Source organism: Mesobacillus persicus (assembly GCF_900109925.1).
Classification (GTDB): Bacteria; Bacillota; Bacilli; order Bacillales; family Cytobacillaceae; genus Mesobacillus_B; species Mesobacillus_B persicus.
In genome coordinates this window covers 1-16501 of the sequence record NZ_FOBW01000012.1, presented here as the reverse complement: position 1 = coordinate 16501, position 16501 = coordinate 1, and the positions used below count along the sequence as shown (strand labels likewise).

General features: G+C 40.1%; 13 protein-coding genes. 12 read left to right on the top strand and 1 reads right to left on the bottom strand.

What is annotated here, in order from left to right:
• The first annotated feature begins 190 nt into the window (after positions 1-190).
• The 4 genes from BMX30_RS16020 (at position 191) to BMX30_RS16005 (ending at position 4422) form a co-directional block, all read left to right on the top strand.
• Complete coding sequence (locus tag BMX30_RS16020; RefSeq protein ID WP_090747947.1) at positions 191-1201, top strand: FecCD family ABC transporter permease; 1011 nt, start codon at positions 191-193, stop codon at positions 1199-1201.
• Positions 1198-2205 (top strand): FecCD family ABC transporter permease, encoded by a 1008-nt coding sequence (locus tag BMX30_RS16015; RefSeq protein WP_090747945.1) that lies wholly within the window; start codon positions 1198-1200, stop codon positions 2203-2205. The genes BMX30_RS16020 and BMX30_RS16015 overlap by 4 nt, the downstream gene beginning before the upstream one ends.
• Before the next feature lie 316 nt (positions 2206-2521).
• Entirely contained in the window at positions 2522-3442 is a 921-nt protein-coding gene (tagU, locus tag BMX30_RS16010; RefSeq protein ID WP_090747942.1) for a polyisoprenyl-teichoic acid--peptidoglycan teichoic acid transferase TagU, read from the top strand.
• A gap of 158 nt (positions 3443-3600) precedes the next feature.
• Positions 3601-4422: an ion transporter gene (locus BMX30_RS16005; protein WP_090747939.1), complete on the top strand. Its 822-nt coding sequence runs from the start codon at positions 3601-3603 to the stop codon at positions 4420-4422.
• A gap of 187 nt (positions 4423-4609) precedes the next feature.
• On the opposite strand, the gene BMX30_RS16000 is transcribed toward BMX30_RS16005, so the two are convergent.
• Positions 4610-4981 (bottom strand): hypothetical protein, encoded by a 372-nt coding sequence (locus BMX30_RS16000; protein ID WP_090747937.1) that lies wholly within the window; start codon positions 4979-4981, stop codon positions 4610-4612.
• A gap of 859 nt (positions 4982-5840) precedes the next feature.
• Between BMX30_RS16000 and BMX30_RS15995 the strand changes: the two genes are divergently transcribed.
• The 8 genes from BMX30_RS15995 to BMX30_RS15960 all read left to right on the top strand — a co-directional run bounded on the left by BMX30_RS15995 (position 5841) and on the right by BMX30_RS15960 (position 16421).
• The gene (locus tag BMX30_RS15995; protein ID WP_090747934.1) at positions 5841-6812 is read left to right on the top strand and encodes a sugar-binding protein; all 972 of its coding nucleotides are present in this window, start codon (positions 5841-5843) and stop codon (positions 6810-6812) included.
• Positions 6805-8247 carry a sensor histidine kinase gene (locus tag BMX30_RS15990; RefSeq protein WP_170843910.1) on the top strand — a complete coding sequence of 481 codons (1443 nt, stop codon included), beginning with the start codon at positions 6805-6807 and terminating at the stop codon, positions 8245-8247. Before BMX30_RS15995 ends, BMX30_RS15990 begins: the two co-directional genes overlap by 8 nt.
• A 2-nt stretch (positions 8248-8249) precedes the next feature.
• Complete coding sequence (locus BMX30_RS15985) at positions 8250-9809, top strand: response regulator (protein WP_090747928.1); 1560 nt, start codon at positions 8250-8252, stop codon at positions 9807-9809.
• 263 nt (positions 9810-10072) lie between these two features.
• Positions 10073-11149 (top strand): multiple monosaccharide ABC transporter substrate-binding protein, encoded by a 1077-nt coding sequence (gene chvE, locus BMX30_RS15980; RefSeq protein ID WP_090747925.1) that lies wholly within the window; start codon positions 10073-10075, stop codon positions 11147-11149.
• Positions 11150-11464: 315 nt separating this feature from the next.
• Complete coding sequence (gene mmsA, locus BMX30_RS15975) at positions 11465-12994, top strand: multiple monosaccharide ABC transporter ATP-binding protein (RefSeq protein WP_090747922.1); 1530 nt, start codon at positions 11465-11467, stop codon at positions 12992-12994.
• Positions 12995-13000: 6 nt separating this feature from the next.
• Positions 13001-14161, top strand: a complete 1161-nt coding sequence (gene mmsB / locus BMX30_RS15970; protein ID WP_090747919.1) for a multiple monosaccharide ABC transporter permease — start codon at positions 13001-13003, stop codon at positions 14159-14161.
• A gap of 158 nt (positions 14162-14319) precedes the next feature.
• Entirely contained in the window at positions 14320-15312 is a 993-nt protein-coding gene (locus BMX30_RS15965) for a Gfo/Idh/MocA family protein (RefSeq protein ID WP_090747916.1), read from the top strand.
• Positions 15313-15935: 623 nt separating this feature from the next.
• Entirely contained in the window at positions 15936-16421 is a 486-nt protein-coding gene (locus tag BMX30_RS15960) for a sigma-70 family RNA polymerase sigma factor (RefSeq protein WP_090747913.1), read from the top strand.
• Positions 16422-16501: the final 80 nt, after the last annotated feature.

Sequence of the window (16501 nt, the reverse complement as noted above, 5' to 3'; positions counted from 1 at the left end):
ACTCCTGCGGGAGTACGGGGCTGGGGAGACCCCACAGGCGCTTCTGGCGCCGAGGAGGCTCCCCGGCACGCCCGCGGAAAGCGAGTGCCTGGAGCGGAAATCAACAGCTACGTTAACACAACAAAAAAAGAGGAATTCCTTCACAAGGATTCCTCTTCCCTATTCCATCAAAAGAAAAGATGAGCGACGAATGAACACTAAAAACCTTCAATCCATCAAATTCATACCGAAACTAATCCTTGCTGTTCTATTGTTTGTCGGCATGTTTGTCGTCGCGATGGTTTTTGGTGCAGCAGAGATCACGATGAAAGATGTATGGCTAGCCCTTACCTCTTCTGCTTCCGGCGATAAAATTTCAATCATCCGTGAAATTCGTTTACCACGGGAAATCGCAGCAATCATGGTCGGCGCCGCGCTTGCGGTTTCTGGTGCAATTATGCAAGGAATGACAAGAAACCCTCTTGCAGACCCAGGCTTACTTGGTTTAACTGCGGGTGCCAATGCCGCCTTGGCGATTACGATTGCCTTTATCCCATCAGCGAACTACTTCATGACAATGGTTGCTTGTTTTATCGGAGCCGCCCTTGGCGCAACGCTCGTTTTTGGAATTAGTGCGGTAAAAAGAGGCGGATTCTCCCCTCTTCGGATTGTGTTAGCCGGAGCCGCAATTTCCGCTTTTTTATATGCAATTGCTGAAGCTGTCGGTCTTTATTTTAAAATTTCAAAAGATGTCTCGATGTGGACGGCAGGCGGAATGATTGGCACAACGTGGGGTCAGCTCCAAGTCATTGTTCCCTTTATCGTCATCGGAATTTTGATTGCTATATTTCTATCAAGGCAACTCACGATTCTCAGCTTAAACGAAGAAGTCGCTGTTGGATTAGGTCAAAATACCACACAAATCAAAGCGGTTCTTTTCGTTGTGATTATCATTCTAGCAGGTGCATCGGTGGCACTCGTTGGAAACATGGCCTTTATTGGTCTGATGATTCCACATATCGTTCGCGCCATTGTTGGAACAGATTACCGGTTTATTTTACCGATGTCAGCAATTATTGGTGCCACATTTATGTTATTTGCCGACACGCTGGGTCGCACCCTTAATGCACCTTATGAAACACCCGTCGTCGCGATTGTCGCAATACTTGGTTTGCCCTTCTTCCTGATTATTGTTCGCAAAGGAGGAAAAGCCTTCTCATGATACATCCAGGATTAATCAAAAAACAGCGAATGATCGTCTCAATCTCTCTACTATTAATCTTAATTACCATCATCATCAGCATGGGAATGGGCTATTCTAGTGTATCGTACAACAGAATCATTCCAACTCTCTTAGGTCAAGGGACGTTTAAAGAAGAATTTGTTTTGTTTTCTGTCCGCTTGCCACGAATTGTTATTACCCTTTTAGCTGGTATGGCGCTTGCTTTATCGGGAGCGATTTTACAAGGAATTACTAGAAACGATTTAGCGGATCCCGGCATTATCGGGATAAACTCAGGTGCAGGTGTCGCAATTGCCGTATTCTTTTTGTTTTTCCCAATCGAGGTCGGAACCTTTGTCTATATGATTCCTCTCGTTGCGTTTGGAGGCGCGATTCTCACTGCTATTTTCATTTATTTATTGGCTTATAATAAAAATACAGGCCTGCAGCCAGTAAGGTTAGTGCTCATCGGGGTCGGATTCTCCTTGGCCCTTTCGGGAGCAATGATTGTCCTGATTTCATCTGCCGACCGTACAAAAGTGGATTTCATCGCCACATGGTTAGCGGGGAATATTTGGGGAGACGATTGGCCGTTTATCTGGGCACTATTACCTTGGTTAATCATCCTCATCCCTTTTACGTTGTATAAAGCTAACCGGTTAAATCTATTAGGACTAAGCGAACCAGTCGCGATTGGCGTTGGAGTTTCCATAGAAAGAGAACGGATAGTCTTACTATTAACAGCCGTTGCCCTAGCCGCTTCAGCCGTCTCGGTCACAGGAGGAATTTCCTTTATCGGACTCATGGCTCCACATATTGCAAAAGCTTTGGTAGGACCTAGAAATCAACTATTCATTCCCGTCGCCATTTTACTCGGCGGCTGGTTACTATTATTCGCAGACACCATCGGACGAAACATCATCGAACCAAGCGGAGTCCCCGCCGGCATCATGGTCTCCCTCATCGGCGCACCGTACTTTGTGTATTTATTGTTGAAGAAGTAGGGACGGTTCTCTTGCTTCCTAAAGGAAGCAAGAAAACCGTCCACGTTCATATTACAGCGGGAAAGGCCGTCACCAATGAAAGGAGAAGGGAATTTCCGCTAATACGGGAAATTCCCCTCTCCTTTATTAATTTTGAGGTAGCCTAGTTTCACCAAAACCTAAACATCCTTCCCCCCTTGTCAACATCCACAGGTATACTCTCCCTAGCTCCCCCCTTAAACCACTCCGGACAGAATGCCTGTCCCCAGGGCCCAAAATTTGTTATCCTTAAAGAGTGAACGCAGAATTTGTCTAATCATGGAGGTTCATTTTTTATATGGTGAGAAAAAAGAAGAAACGCATAGGATTACGGATATTCGGAATAACAATGCTTCTTCTATTAATTGGCGGCGGTGCCTACGCCTATTCCTTTTATCAATCCGTCACCCAAACAACTGAAAAAATCCATCAACCTATTGAGCGGGAAAAGTCGGAAAAGAGAGTCGAAGAGGTGGAAGTCGTTGAGAAGGAGCCCTTTTCGATGTTAATGCTTGGCGTCGATGAACGCGAAGGCGACCGTGGACGTTCGGACACAATGATTGTCGCGACAGTCAATCCAAATAACAACTCAGTAAAAATGGTCAGCATCCCTCGCGACACCCGGACAGAAATCATTGGCAAAGGTTATAAAGATAAAATTAACCATGCTTATGCTTTTGGTGGCGTCGAAATGTCGATGGACACAGTTGAAGACTTCTTAGACATTCCGATTGATTATTACCTACAAATTAATATGGAAGGTTATAAAGATGTCGTTGATGCAGTCGGTGGTGTGACGGTCGCAAATGACCTTGAATTCTCCTATGGCGGAAGTCACTTTCCTGAAGGGGAAATCACCTTAGATGGAGAAAAAGCTCTAAATTACTCTAGAATGCGCTATGAAGACCCTAGAGGCGACTTCGGAAGACAGCTCCGCCAACGTCAAGTCATCAAAGCTGTAATGAAAGAAGGAGCAAGCATCTCCTCGTTAACAAATTACGCAGACATCTTCACAGCCCTAGATAAAAATATTAAAACAAACCTAACCTTTGACGAAATCCTAGAAATTCAGAAACATTATAAAGATGTTGTAAACGACATCGAACAACTGAAAGTAGAAGGCAGTGGAACACAGATCAATTCCATTTACTACCTACAGGTACCAACCGAAGAGCAAAACCGAATCCAATCAGAACTGCAAACACATTTAGAAATATGATGCAAAGGGACGGTTCTCTTGCTTCCATCCAAGGATGGAAGCAGGAGAACCGTCCCTGATTCGCCCAAGCCTGAACCCATAAACTCCGGGACAAACGGCCCGTCCCCTTGTCCCTTGCTAAAAAATAAATGTTGAAAAGGGAGTGTGAGTTACAAAAGATGGAATCTAATCTAAATAACGATGAAAATCAAAACAAAAGTTCATTAAGAAATCAGATTCGCCAGTTGGTCGTGCATAAGAATTTCCAGCAGGTTTTAATTGCTATTATCCTATTTAATGGGTTCATTATTGTCGCTGAAACTTATTTTACAGGCAATCGCCTATTACTCATGTTAGATTTAATGATTGTCTGGATTTTCGTGGCGGAACTAATTTTAAAAATAATTGGGTTAGGGTTTAAAGGTTACTTCTCTGATAGATGGAATGTTTTTGATTTCACGATTGTCATTGCAAGCCTAATCTTTTATACCACCCCTTTCGTGAGTGTATTGAGATTAATAAGGGTATTGCGATTGTTAAGAATGATCCCAGCCATTCCTGCATTAAGAAAAATCATCGACTCATTAATGAAATCTATACCTGCCTTAACAGGGATTTTAGGATTATCCGTACTGATTTTTTCCATTTATGCGATTATTGGAACGACCTTTTTTAGTGAAGTCCTTCCTGATGAGTTTTTTGGAAGTTTTCATACCTCTCTCTTCACTTTGTTGCAAGTCGTGACCTTTGAATCATGGGCTAGTCAGGTTGCAAGGCCAGTTATGGAAGCAATCCCATGGTCATGGGCCTACTTTGTTAGTTTTATCATTATAGGATCCTTAGTCATATTAAACCTTGTTGTCGCCGTCATATTAAGCTATTTGGGACAAGAAGACGAAGAAAATCGTGATGAACAAATGGAACGGTTATACAAGGAAAATCAAGAACTAAGGAAGGATATTCAAGAAATTAAACAATTAATTCTTAACAATAGGAAATAACCGGTTTCGAGACAGTGCCCTTCCGAAAAAAGACCTAAAATCTTGCCAGCTAAAAATAAAGGAACACCACCCTGAAAATCATCATTGATGGGAAACGTTGAACTTCATAAAAACATAGAAAAAGTCTTCATCCATTCGATGAAGACTTTTTCCTTTGTCTTATACGCTCCCTAAATGAAGCAATCCATCAACTAGTAGGAATACCCTCTGTTGACCTTAGGCTGTTTATGATGATTTTCCTAAGAATATCCTTTGTTAACTCAAGGGGCTCTAATTGGGCGTCTTTTAATAATTGCTTCGTGTTGGAATCATCGAACTGGATGGATCGCTCACAATGATTGTAAAATATGCGGATCGGTTCATTGAACTTTTGTTCTTCTAGTGTCAGCTCTCCTTGATAATCGGTAGGAACCATTTCAAGGTTCGTGAGATGAAGAGACTCCTTTATTAAGTCAAAAACCAGTTGATTTGTGGGAGGATTTGAATTCGTAAGATGGTAAATGGTATTTTCCTTAGCATAGGCTAAAGCAGCTATTAATCCATTGACCACATAATCCACGGGGACAAAATTCTGTGTAATGTATTTATTGCATAAAAACTTAAAGTTTTCGGGTAAGCCTTTTTTTCGCTCTGCTCTTCTTTTCAGAAGTTCAAAACTTCATGAAAATCTTACACCCTCGAACATTAGACCCATTCTACCATAGGAAGCAAAGGGATGCTTGTCCCCTTTCCCAACATTTCCTCAGATACAAACGCCCACGTCTATGGAACCCCCCCTCTGGTAGGACTGCGCACACTGCAACCTACTGCACACTGTCTGGGCCAGCCATTTTGGATGATTCATATGATCGACTTGGCTTATTATAATTTGTAGGTTATGAATCTGATTTTCTTCTCCGAAATTAGCATAGGAAAATACCAAAGGGTGCACTTTACAATGACATTAATTCGCTGGTCTTGTGTTGCAATAGGCAATGCTCCAGACGATATAAAGAATAGCCAACCATGTCATAGATACCAATAAGGATGATTGTTGAAGAATTTGTGTTAAGTGTTAAGAGACTGGTGAAAATCTAATAGCCAAAGAAAGTGCTAGATCCCCAGCACGATTTTTAGCGCAAGAGTACACGATTCCCTTGAACATCCCGATAAGGCCCCCTTGTCCCTCCCGCCTCTCCCCTCTATACTAAAAGAAGCAGAAAAATATGTAGAAGGACAATAGTCATGAATATTGTCACAAAAAGAAATGAAACCGCTCTTTTAAGTAAGGGTCCATTGGCAATAGCGTATCTGGAGACCCTTTAGGAATAATGAACCTCTTTTCCTAGGGAAACGGGTGCAGGTTCGGCAGCGGCAAATAAACAAAAAGTGCTATAAAATAAATGGGACAAGGGACCTGTCCCTGAAGGCGGACATGTATGAAGCAAAACTATTTTATTCTTGCGTTATTTGTCACCGTGTTGTGTATTTCTTTGATTTTCTCTTTTTATTTTTTTAAGAAGACCGTTCATATAGAAACACCTATGAATAATAATGATATGGCGGGACAGGCTGATATGCATTTTGTTCTTATCATACAAGAGTTGGAAAGCCCTTACTTGCAGGACCTTTATGCGGGGGCAAAAGCGGGTGCTGGGAAGAACGGTGTTACCATTGAATACTGGGGGACAGAACAAACAAATGTTGATGATCATATTAAGCTAATCGAAATGGCGATCGCTTCGAAGGTAGATGGGATATTAACACAAGGGCTTACCCAGGAATTTGAGCCTGTTATTAATAAAGCGGAAGAAAAAGGGATTCCTGTTATCTTTGTTGATTCAGATTTAGAAAATAATGATGAGCGGACTTATGTGGGAACGGACAATTATCAGGCCGGTTATGAAATGGGGTTAACCGTGCTTGATGAAACCTCTGGTAAAATAAAAGTTGGGATTTTGAACGGAAATTTAATTAATATCAATTTGGAAGAAAGAGTACAAGGCTTCCTTGATGCGATAAGTACTGATAATCGAATGGAAGTTGTCGCGATTGAGAGTTCCAATATGAGCAAAATTCAAGGAGCTGAAAAAACATATCAAATGTTGAAGAGCCACCCAGACATTTCCATCCTGTTTGGGACAAGTGCATTAGACAGCTTTGGCATTGTTGAGGGGATTAAAAAGGCTAAACCTTCCTCAGAAGTACGAGTTTACGCATTTGATGTATTTGAAGAAACGTTTGATTTATTAAAAACAGGGGGAATTCATACTGCACTTAAACAGGAACCCTATCAAATGGGCTATACAGGAGTAAATTTACTGATTGATCTTATTCAAGGGAAAGAGATTGAGAAGAATATCTATACGCCCATAAGCATTTTAACGAAAGAAGATGTTGAAAATGACTAATTTTTCCATTCCCATCAGAACGAAATTCATCGTCTTTTTCATCATTTTATTTTTAATCATGATTAGCTTTTCCCTATTTGTTATTTACAATAATAATCAGACAATCCAGCAATATACAACTATTCAGGAACGTTTTTTTATGCTAAACGATGTTTCACAAAAGTCAGCAAAGACGTATGAAGCGATGGAAACTTTCTTAATCAGGCAGCTTCCAGCCGATTTAGACCAATACCAGGCTAGTCGCCAAGACCTTATTAATGCAAAGAGATTGTTAGAAACAAACTTTCAAAATGAAATCAACTTTATCGACACGAAAAATTTCCAGAATATCATTGATAGCTTTATTGAGGAAAGCGATGCTGCAGTGAATTCGTTTTTAGAGGATGATATCGAGGCTTATTCTTCGAACCAAAAAGAAGCCTACATGCTAATTGGTTTCATTCAGGATCAGACCTTAACCCTGTTAAATGAAGACCTGTCTATGTTTCAGACTTATTATGATGCCATTAACACAAGAAATGACTATATGCAGGTAACCTTGGTGTTTATGACCATTGCGGCGTTGTCTTTTGGCTTATTGATTACTTACTTGTTCAGTCATAACATTACTCGTCCAATCTACCAACTAACACGGGCCTCCCGCGAAGTAGCTAGGGGAAAGTTGGATGGCCCAACCCTTCCTGAATCGAACGACGAGATTGGTTTTTTATCGAAAACCTTTAATAAAATGCGCACAGATTTAGAACATAATGTACGTCAACTAAAGGAACAATCGGAACAAGAAAAACTTTTAAAAGAAATGGAATTGAAAAGTCTCCAAAGTCAAATCAACCCTCATTTCTTATTTAATACACTAAACACAATTTCAAAATATGCCCTAATCAATGGGTCCGAACAAATTTATAGGCTTATTAACTCGATTTCAAAATTACTAAGATACAATCTTGGGGCAATGGACAAACCTGTCACTCTCTCAGATGAAATTAGTGTGGTTCAAGAGTACTTTTACATTCAAAAGACAAGGTTTCAGGACCGTGTGGATTTCATTGTAAACGTTTCCGATGAATGTTTGTCTCTAAAGCTACCGATTCTTACCCTACAGCCTTTAGTAGAAAATGCATTTATACACGGGATTGAACCTTATGAGCAAAAAGGAGTGATTGAAATCGAAGGTTACTCCCAAGGGGAATCCATCATTCTGAAAATCCGTGATAATGGAATTGGGATGGATCGAGATACCATTCATATGCTTTTAGATAAATCTACGACAACGTCCCGATCAACTGGGCATTCTACGGGTTTAGGGGTCAAAAATGTGTTTAGGAGACTGGAATTATTTTATCAATCAAAAGAACGGATTTCGATTGAATCGGAGATTGGAACAGGAACCATCATAGAGTTAATATTACCTAAAAACTTCACATCGGAGGGCTGACTATGTATAGAATATTAATCGTTGATGATGAAGCAATCGAACGAAAAGGACTAGAAATGATCATAACAGAGAACTTCCCCTCCGTTTTAATCGATGAAGCAGACAGCGGACGGACCGCAATCTTAAAAGCGGAGGAATTTCGCCCAGACATCATCTTTTTAGATATAAAAATGCCTGGAATTGATGGAGTAGAAGCGGCAAAGGAAATTAAAAAGACAAATGGGTCCATAAACATTTTTATGTTAACGGCGTTTGACAAATTCGAATACGCTCGTCAGTTGATGAAGATTGGTGTGCGTGACTACATTCTTAAACCATACAACCGAGAAGAAATTATTGAGCCCTTAAGGAATACGATACAGGAAATCGAGCAGGAAAAGGCTAAAAGAACAGAAGAACTCACTTTAAGGGACAATTATCGGCGTGCGTTATCCATCGTCCAGTCCCGAGTCATCACTTCTATGATCATGCAAGCCTCAACGAAACAAAATTTAATCGAGTCAGATTTAGAAGGAACATTCCAGAAAGAAAGCTTTGTAATGGTCTTTGAATGGATGAAACTGAATGAAAACCCCATTCAACAGGAGCCAGGAGAAGTTATTTCTTTTGTCCAAAAAGGGTTGAGCGCTTATTTTCCCAACCATTTTGTTGGCGAGGAAACGATGGATCGAATCCCTATCTTAATTCAGGTAGATGAAAAAAACACGGACAATAAAACAAAAGTCAAGGAGTTGGCAATGACTTGTGGCAGGGACATGATTTCTAAGCTACGACAGGCCTTTCCAGACTTCCAGTTTTCGATTGGAATTGGGCGTTTATATGATGAGGTGGAAAAATTTGTACAATCGTACCATGAGGCCCTTTATGCACTTTCTTCTATTCAACGTCCTTACCAAGTTCATTACTATAATCAACAAATCACAGAAAAGGCAGATCATCAAGGGAGAACCTATTCCTACGAGTTAGAGAAGAAATTATTGGAGGCGGTTACTTCGGGGCTCGTAGATGACGTACCGATGCATTATAAGAAGTATATGGATTCCCTCGTCGCCTATTGTAAAAATACAAAAGAGATGGAAGAAAAGGCCTCTGAATTTTTGGTCCTATTAAGCCGCCAAATTATGGACTCAGGCATCTTGATTTCCGTTAACAGAAATCTAGTAGAAAGTAACGGCGTATTTAAACTTCAAGATGAACTAATGAATATTGCCAATCACATCCACTCGATGTATTACTCACAATCCAAAGATATCATGGCAATCGCAAAGGAGTATATTGCGGAGCACTTTGACAAGGCCCTTACCCTTGAAGATGTGGCGGAGGTCGTAAATCTAAGTCCTCAATATTTTAGTAAAATATTTAAAGAGCGTGCTGGAAGTTCCTTCATCGATTATTTAACAGAAATGAGGGTTGAACGAGCCAAAGAACTCATTCGTTCAAAACAGAAAAGTGTAAAAGAAGTCTGTTATCATGTTGGGTATAAAGACCCTAATTACTTTAGTCGTGTGTTTAAAAAATACACGGGGATCTCACCAAGTGATTATCGGCAATCCATTCACTGACTATTCTCTTGGAGAAAGGTTCAAGTTCTAGCATTTGGCTAGAACTTTTTTTTGTAACACGAAGGTCAAATTAAAAAAGTGCTATTGACTTAAAATAGTCCAGAAAAGATCGAATGTTAGGATAATTCCTATTTTTATAATCTAATATTTTTAAGAAAGACATATTAATTTGCTATAGTTTAAGATTTTATATAAGACCAATGTACCATACAATTAAGACTGTAAGCGCATTCATCATAAAACTACAAATAGGGGGAAAGAACATGAAGAAACTAAGTCTATTATTGATCGCAGTTTTGATAGCTACAGTCTTAACAGCTTGTGGCGGAGGCGACAAAGCTTCTACAGATGGTGGAAGTGGTGAAGCAGGATTCATCGGTGTATCAATGCCTTCTAAGTCTCTTGAAAGATGGGTTCACGACGGCGACAACATGGTAAAAGAACTAGAAAAAATGGATTATAAAGTAGATTTACAATATGCAGAAGATGTTGTTGAAACGCAAGTGTCTCAAATTGAAAATATGATTACTAAAGGCGTTGAAGTTCTAGTTATTGCTGCCATTGATGGAGAAGCGCTAACAAACGTACTTCAAATGGCTGCTGATTCTGAAATTCCTGTAATCGCTTACGACCGTTTAATCAAAGGTTCTGAGCACGTTTCTTACTATGCAACATTTGATAACTTCAAAGTAGGTGTAACACAAGGGAACTACCTTGTTGAAGCATTAGATTTAGAAAACCAAGCAGGTCCATTTAACATCGAATTATTCGGCGGATCTCCAGATGATAACAATGCATACTTCTTCTATGATGGTGCAATGTCTGTATTACAGCCTTACATTGACGAAGGTAAATTAGTTGTTAAGAGTGGCCAAGTTGGCATGGATAAGGTTTCAACTATGACTTGGAGTGCTGCAAACGCACAAGCAAGAATGGATAACCTTTTAAGCACATACTACACAGATGATAAAGTAGATGCTGTTTTATCTCCAAATGACGGACTTGCTATTGGGATTATCTCTGCCCTTAAAAACATTGGGTACACTGACCTGCCATATATCACTGGTCAAGATGCTGAGCTTCAATCATTGAAAGCAATCATCGCTGGCGATCAGTCTATGACAGTATTCAAAGACACTCGTAAATTAGCAGAAAAAGTAGTAGAAATGGTTCAAGCGATTGTTGCTGGTGAAGAAGCTGAAGTGAATGACACTGAAACTTACGACAATGGTAAAAAAGTAGTTCCTTCTTTCCTATTAGAGCCAGTATACGTAGATGCTGAAAACTACAAAGAAGTCATCATTGACAGCGGATATTATACAGAAGATCAGCTTCAATAATTTGTTCGTGAACAAAAGGATAAGATGGAGTAATTAACCTGGTGGTTATTACTCCTTTTTTTCAATAAGAACTCTTAACGGCCACACTTTTATAAAAAAATGCGATTAAGCTAACTTCATTCGAAAAGAATCGGAAAAACCAACAAGGTAAGAAGACGCACTTTTTTACTATCATTCATTATTTTTTAAAATTACTTAAATATATTCCTATCAAATGTAACGGATTCATAAATTATGAATTTCCACTAGTAACCGTTCAATCTTACTAGTTGCGATATAGACTACTATTTCTCATATGACAAAGGGTGTGACGAAATGAAATCGGAATCAATCATTTTAGAAATGAAAAGCATCACTAAAGAATTCCCCGGAGTAAAGGCATTAGATAACGTTAATTTAAAAGTTGTTGAAGCTGAGATCCATGCAATCTGCGGGGAAAACGGTGCTGGTAAATCCACATTAATGAAAGTGCTAAGTGGGGTCTACCCTTATGGAACGTATGAGGGGGATATTCTTTTTAAGGAACAACTTTGTGAATTTAAGGATATTAAACAAAGTGAAGATTTAGGGATTGTTATTATCCATCAGGAATTAGCGCTTATCCCTGAACTTTCTATTGCTGAAAATATCTTTTTAGGGAATGAACAAGCGAAAAAAGGTGTAATTAACTGGAATGAAACAGTAAGTAAAGCTAGAGATTTATTAAACAAAGTTGGCTTGCAGGAATCCCCAAACACGTTAATTAAGGATATCGGGGTTGGGAAGCAGCAGCTAGTTGAAATCGCGAAAGCTCTATCGAAAAATGTAAAGCTGCTCATTTTAGATGAGCCAACAGCAGCCCTAAACGAAAACGATAGTGAAAATCTCTTAAACCTATTGATGGAATTACGAAGTCAAGGGATGACATCAATTATTATCTCACATAAATTAAATGAAATTAAAAAAGTAGCAAATTCCGTTACCATTATCCGCGATGGACAATCAATTGAAACCATCGATACCGCCGATATCACTGAAGATCGGATTATTAATGGGATGGTTGGTCGGAGCTTAACGAACCGCTATCCAGAAAGACAGCCAAACATAGGCGAAACCTTCTTTGAAGTCAAAAATTGGAGTACTTTTCACCCAGTCCAAAATGAACGACAAATCGTTAAAGACGTCAATCTCCATATTAAAAAGGGAGAAATAGTTGGGATTGCTGGATTAATGGGTTCCGGAAGAACGGAACTTGCGATGAGTATTTTTGGTAAATCCTATGGCAAAAAGACAACGGGTGAAGTCTATAAAGATGGCAAACCATTAAATCTAACAAATGTGACGAAAGCGATTAACGAAGGAATTGCCTATGTGAGCGAGGACCGAAAAGAATACGGGCTAATTTTAATGAATGATATAAAAGAAAATATCTCTCTCGCAAGTTTAAACAAGATCGCTAATAACCATGTCATCAATGACAACAAAGAGTACGTCGTTGCTGAAGAATATCGTACGAAAATGAATATTAAAACCCCTAGCGTTACGCAAAAGGTAGGGAATTTAAGTGGAGGAAATCAGCAAAAAGTTGTTCTTAGTAAATGGATGTTCTCGGAACCAGACCTTCTTATTCTAGATGAACCTACGAGAGGGATTGACGTTGGAGCAAAATTTGAAATTTATACGATTATGAATGAGTTAGCGAGTCAAGGAAAAGGAATTCTCGTTATTTCATCGGAACTTCCAGAAATTATCGGCATGTGTGACAGAGTCTACGTCATGAGTGAAGGCGAGATTACTGGTGAAGTGAAGAAAGCTGATGCAACACAAGAAGTCCTCATGAAGTATATGACAAATAGTAGGGGGTAACTCATAATGAATTCAATTACTACTTTATTAAAAAAGAATCTAAAGCAATCTAGTATGGTCATTGCTTTAGTGTTAATTACCTTATTGTTTCAAGTTTTAACAGACGGTACGCTATTAAAGCCATTAAACATTACCAACCTTATTCTACAAAATAGTTACATTCTAATTCTAGCAGTTGGAATGGTGCTCGTAATTATCACCGGTCATATTGACTTATCCGTAGGTTCGGTTGCTGCATTTATTGGAGCGATTTCAGCGATTTTAATGATTAACATGCAGATGAATCCTGTTCTTGCAGTCATCATCTGTCTTGCTGCTGGCGCATTAATCGGGGCATGGCAAGGTTTTTGGGTTGCTTATGTTGGAATACCAGCATTTATCGTAACCCTTGCTGGGATGTTATTATTTAGAGGTTTAACATTAGTCGTATTACAAGGTCAATCAATTGCTCCATATCCTGAGTCATTCCAAAAACTCAGCAATGGGTTCCTACCCGATTTATTCGGCGGTACAGACATTCATATCTTTTCAATCGTCATTGGTGTTGCCGTTTCGCTTATCCTGATTGGTCTAGAAATAAATGGTCGAAACAACCAATTGCGCTATAACTTCGAAGTGGGTTCTAAAGGGTTGTTTTATGCAAAGTTAGTTGCTATTTTTGCTGTAGTCAATACGTTCACATACGTATTAGCAACCTATAGAGGACTTCCTAACATTTTAGTTATCTTATTTGTGATTATTGTCGCGTATACGTTCGTTATGAAAAAGACCATTATTGGTCGTCATGTTTACGCTGTTGGTGGAAATTTAAAAGCTGCCTCATTATCTGGTGTTCAAACGAAAAAAGTAACCTTTGGTGTTTTCGTAAACATGGGTGTTTTAGCTGCTTTATCAGGTTTAATCTTCGCTGCCCGTCTAAACGCAGCAACTCCAAGAGCTGGTAACCTATTCGAGCTAGACGCCATCGCAGCCGTATTCATCGGAGGTGCTTCTGCCTACGGTGGTGTCGGTACAGTAGTTGGCGCCGTGATCGGTGGTTTGGTAATGGGTGTCATGAACAACGGGATGTCCATTCTAGGTCTAGGAATTGACTGGCAACAAGCAATCAAAGGTCTAGTCCTACTCGCAGCCGTAGCATTTGATATTATTAATAAGAAGAAGTCTTAGGGACAGGTCCCTTTTCCCAGCTAAAAAAGAAGTGTTGATAGCACTCCACTCCCCTACAGTCCTTTCCGACAGGGTTAGTATTGACTTTTAGTAGTATTACGTTCTTTGAAACAACTGGGACAGTAAACCTGTCCCTTATAAAAAAGGAGGAGATTTCGTTGGATAAAATAAAATGGGGTATTTTAAGTACAGCACATATTGCTAGAACTCAGTTGATTCCTGCGATTCTCAGAGCTGACCAGGCTGAGGTTGTAGCGATTGCGAGTCGAGGCAGTAAAGTACATGATGTTGCTGCAGAGCTTCAGATCGCCAAAGCGTATGAAAGCTACGAGGAATTATTAGATGACGCTGAAATCGATGCGGTATACATTCCGCTTCCTAATCATTTACATAAGGAATGGGTTCTCAAGGCTGCGCAAAAAGGAAAGCATGTCCTATGTGAGAAGCCAATTGCGCTGTCAGCTCATGAAGCCGAAGAAATCGTTCAAACTTGTGAGGAGCATGGCGTGAAATTTATGGAAGCGTTTATGTACCAGCTTCATCCACAACATCAACGCGTGCGCGAAATCATTAAATCCGGTGAAATCGGCGAGGTTAAATTGTTTAAATCTAGCCACTCCTTCTTCCTAGAAGACCGAGAAGGGGATATCCGCATGAAGAAGGAGATGGGCGGAGGCGCACTTTATGATGTAGGATGCTATTCACTTCATGTGCTTCGTTCTGTTCTCCAGTCCGAGCCTGTTCAAGTCAGAGGAATCGGGCAAATTGATTCCCAAACGGGAGTGGATCTTTCATCGTTCTTGCATCTAGAGATGGCTAATGGAATTCCCGCTGTGATTGACTGCAGTTTTGACATGGTTGGCCGCAATGAGTATGAAGTGGTTGGAACAAAAGGAAGTATTAAAGTACCTTACGCATTTCGTCCGGATATTAATGGTGGAATCGGCAATGTAGTGGTCCATCATAATGGCATGACCCGTGAAGAAAGAATTCCCGGAGATATTTATCGATTGGAAGTGGAACATTTTTCACAAGCTATTATAAATGACCTTCAACCCGTTCAGACTGGCGCTTCATCGATTCAAAATATGCGAGTCATCGAAGCATGTTACAAAGCCATTCAGACGGGAGATAAAGTTATCATTCAATAGGACTAGGCACTTGTCCCAGACTTTTTGGCCACGGTGCCAAGGGGCTCTCCTAGAGCTCAAGGCCCTAAATAAGCAATGGGTAAGCAATGGGGACGGTTCTTAAAGCCGACAATCGGAAGTTTTGAATGTAAAAAGGCACAACTAGCGAGAATGAGCTGGTTGTGCCTTTGATGTTTTTTAGGCTGAAGATCCAACGTAAAATTTGTGATTGCCAGATAAGAATGAAGTGGCGGCCCCTGGTCTAGGAAATTCACCCTTTCGGTTTCATTTATTCTTTTCGCCTTTGATCCTCTTCCTAGGCCTGATAGTTTAGAATCCCCTGATTTTTACTGGTTTGAGTATACTTTCCCTGTCCCCTACACAGCCCTTAGACTCACTCTCCCCCCACTTCAGATGTCTAATTCCTACCTCAAAGTACTATACAGGGGAAACAATTCACCCTAAAAACAGCTTAAATAGTGAAATCGCCACTTATAAATCACATTTGACCGCAAAAATGGCCGTTTAGGGTCCTATTTTCGATAAAAAGTGAACTTGGTAGATTCGCTCCATTCTCATTATCTAGCTATCTTTAAGGTACCCGGGAATACAAGAGCAAAGCGCGCTTTCTGAAGGAAAGCAAAATGGAGAGTTTCGAACAAGTCGCCGAACAATACACACCGATGATCTATAGCATTATTCGCTCATTAAATATCTATAAAAACAAGGATGATTACTTCCAAATCGGCCAGATTGGACTTTGGGAAGCCTATGAGCGCTTCGACCCAGAAAAAGGTCAGTTTCTCAACTATGCTTACACCTACATCAAAGGAAAAATCCTTACCGAACTCAAGAAGAGCAAAAACTATGAAGACCACACATGTCCAGCAAGTGAAGAGTTTTGGGGAGCCATCGAAGATCCTTGGACGACATGTCCGCTCGAGGAAGACATTCTCCTCTCCTTCTGTAAAAGCAATCAACTCACCGAAAACCAAACAAAATGGGTTCTCTACTACTGCCTAAAAGGCTTCAGCATCAAAGAAATAGCAGAAATTGAACACGTCAGCCCCTCAGCCGTCAAAGCCTGGCGAGCAGGAGCAAAGAAAAAACTAATTGGGGACGGTTCTTAAAGCGGACAATCGGAAGTTTTGCATGTAAAAAGGCACAACTAGTGAGAATGAGCTAGTTGTGCCTTTGATGTTTTTTAGGC

Coding starts and splice junctions, on each gene's coding strand:
- BMX30_RS16020 (WP_090747947.1), top strand. CDS start 191: ATGAACACTAAAAACCTTCAATCCATCAAATTCATACCGAAACTAATC.
- BMX30_RS16015 (WP_090747945.1), top strand. CDS start 1,198: ATGATACATCCAGGATTAATCAAAAAACAGCGAATGATCGTCTCAATC.
- mmsA (WP_090747922.1), top strand. CDS start 11,465: ATGAAATCGGAATCAATCATTTTAGAAATGAAAAGCATCACTAAAGAA.
- BMX30_RS15985 (WP_090747928.1), top strand. CDS start 8,250: ATGTATAGAATATTAATCGTTGATGATGAAGCAATCGAACGAAAAGGA.
- BMX30_RS16005 (WP_090747939.1), top strand. CDS start 3,601: ATGGAATCTAATCTAAATAACGATGAAAATCAAAACAAAAGTTCATTA.
- chvE (WP_090747925.1), top strand. CDS start 10,073: ATGAAGAAACTAAGTCTATTATTGATCGCAGTTTTGATAGCTACAGTC.
- tagU (WP_090747942.1), top strand. CDS start 2,522: ATGGTGAGAAAAAAGAAGAAACGCATAGGATTACGGATATTCGGAATA.
- BMX30_RS15960 (WP_090747913.1), top strand. CDS start 15,936: ATGGAGAGTTTCGAACAAGTCGCCGAACAATACACACCGATGATCTAT.
- BMX30_RS15990 (WP_170843910.1), top strand. CDS start 6,805: ATGACTAATTTTTCCATTCCCATCAGAACGAAATTCATCGTCTTTTTC.
- BMX30_RS15995 (WP_090747934.1), top strand. CDS start 5,841: ATGAAGCAAAACTATTTTATTCTTGCGTTATTTGTCACCGTGTTGTGT.
- mmsB (WP_090747919.1), top strand. CDS start 13,001: ATGAATTCAATTACTACTTTATTAAAAAAGAATCTAAAGCAATCTAGT.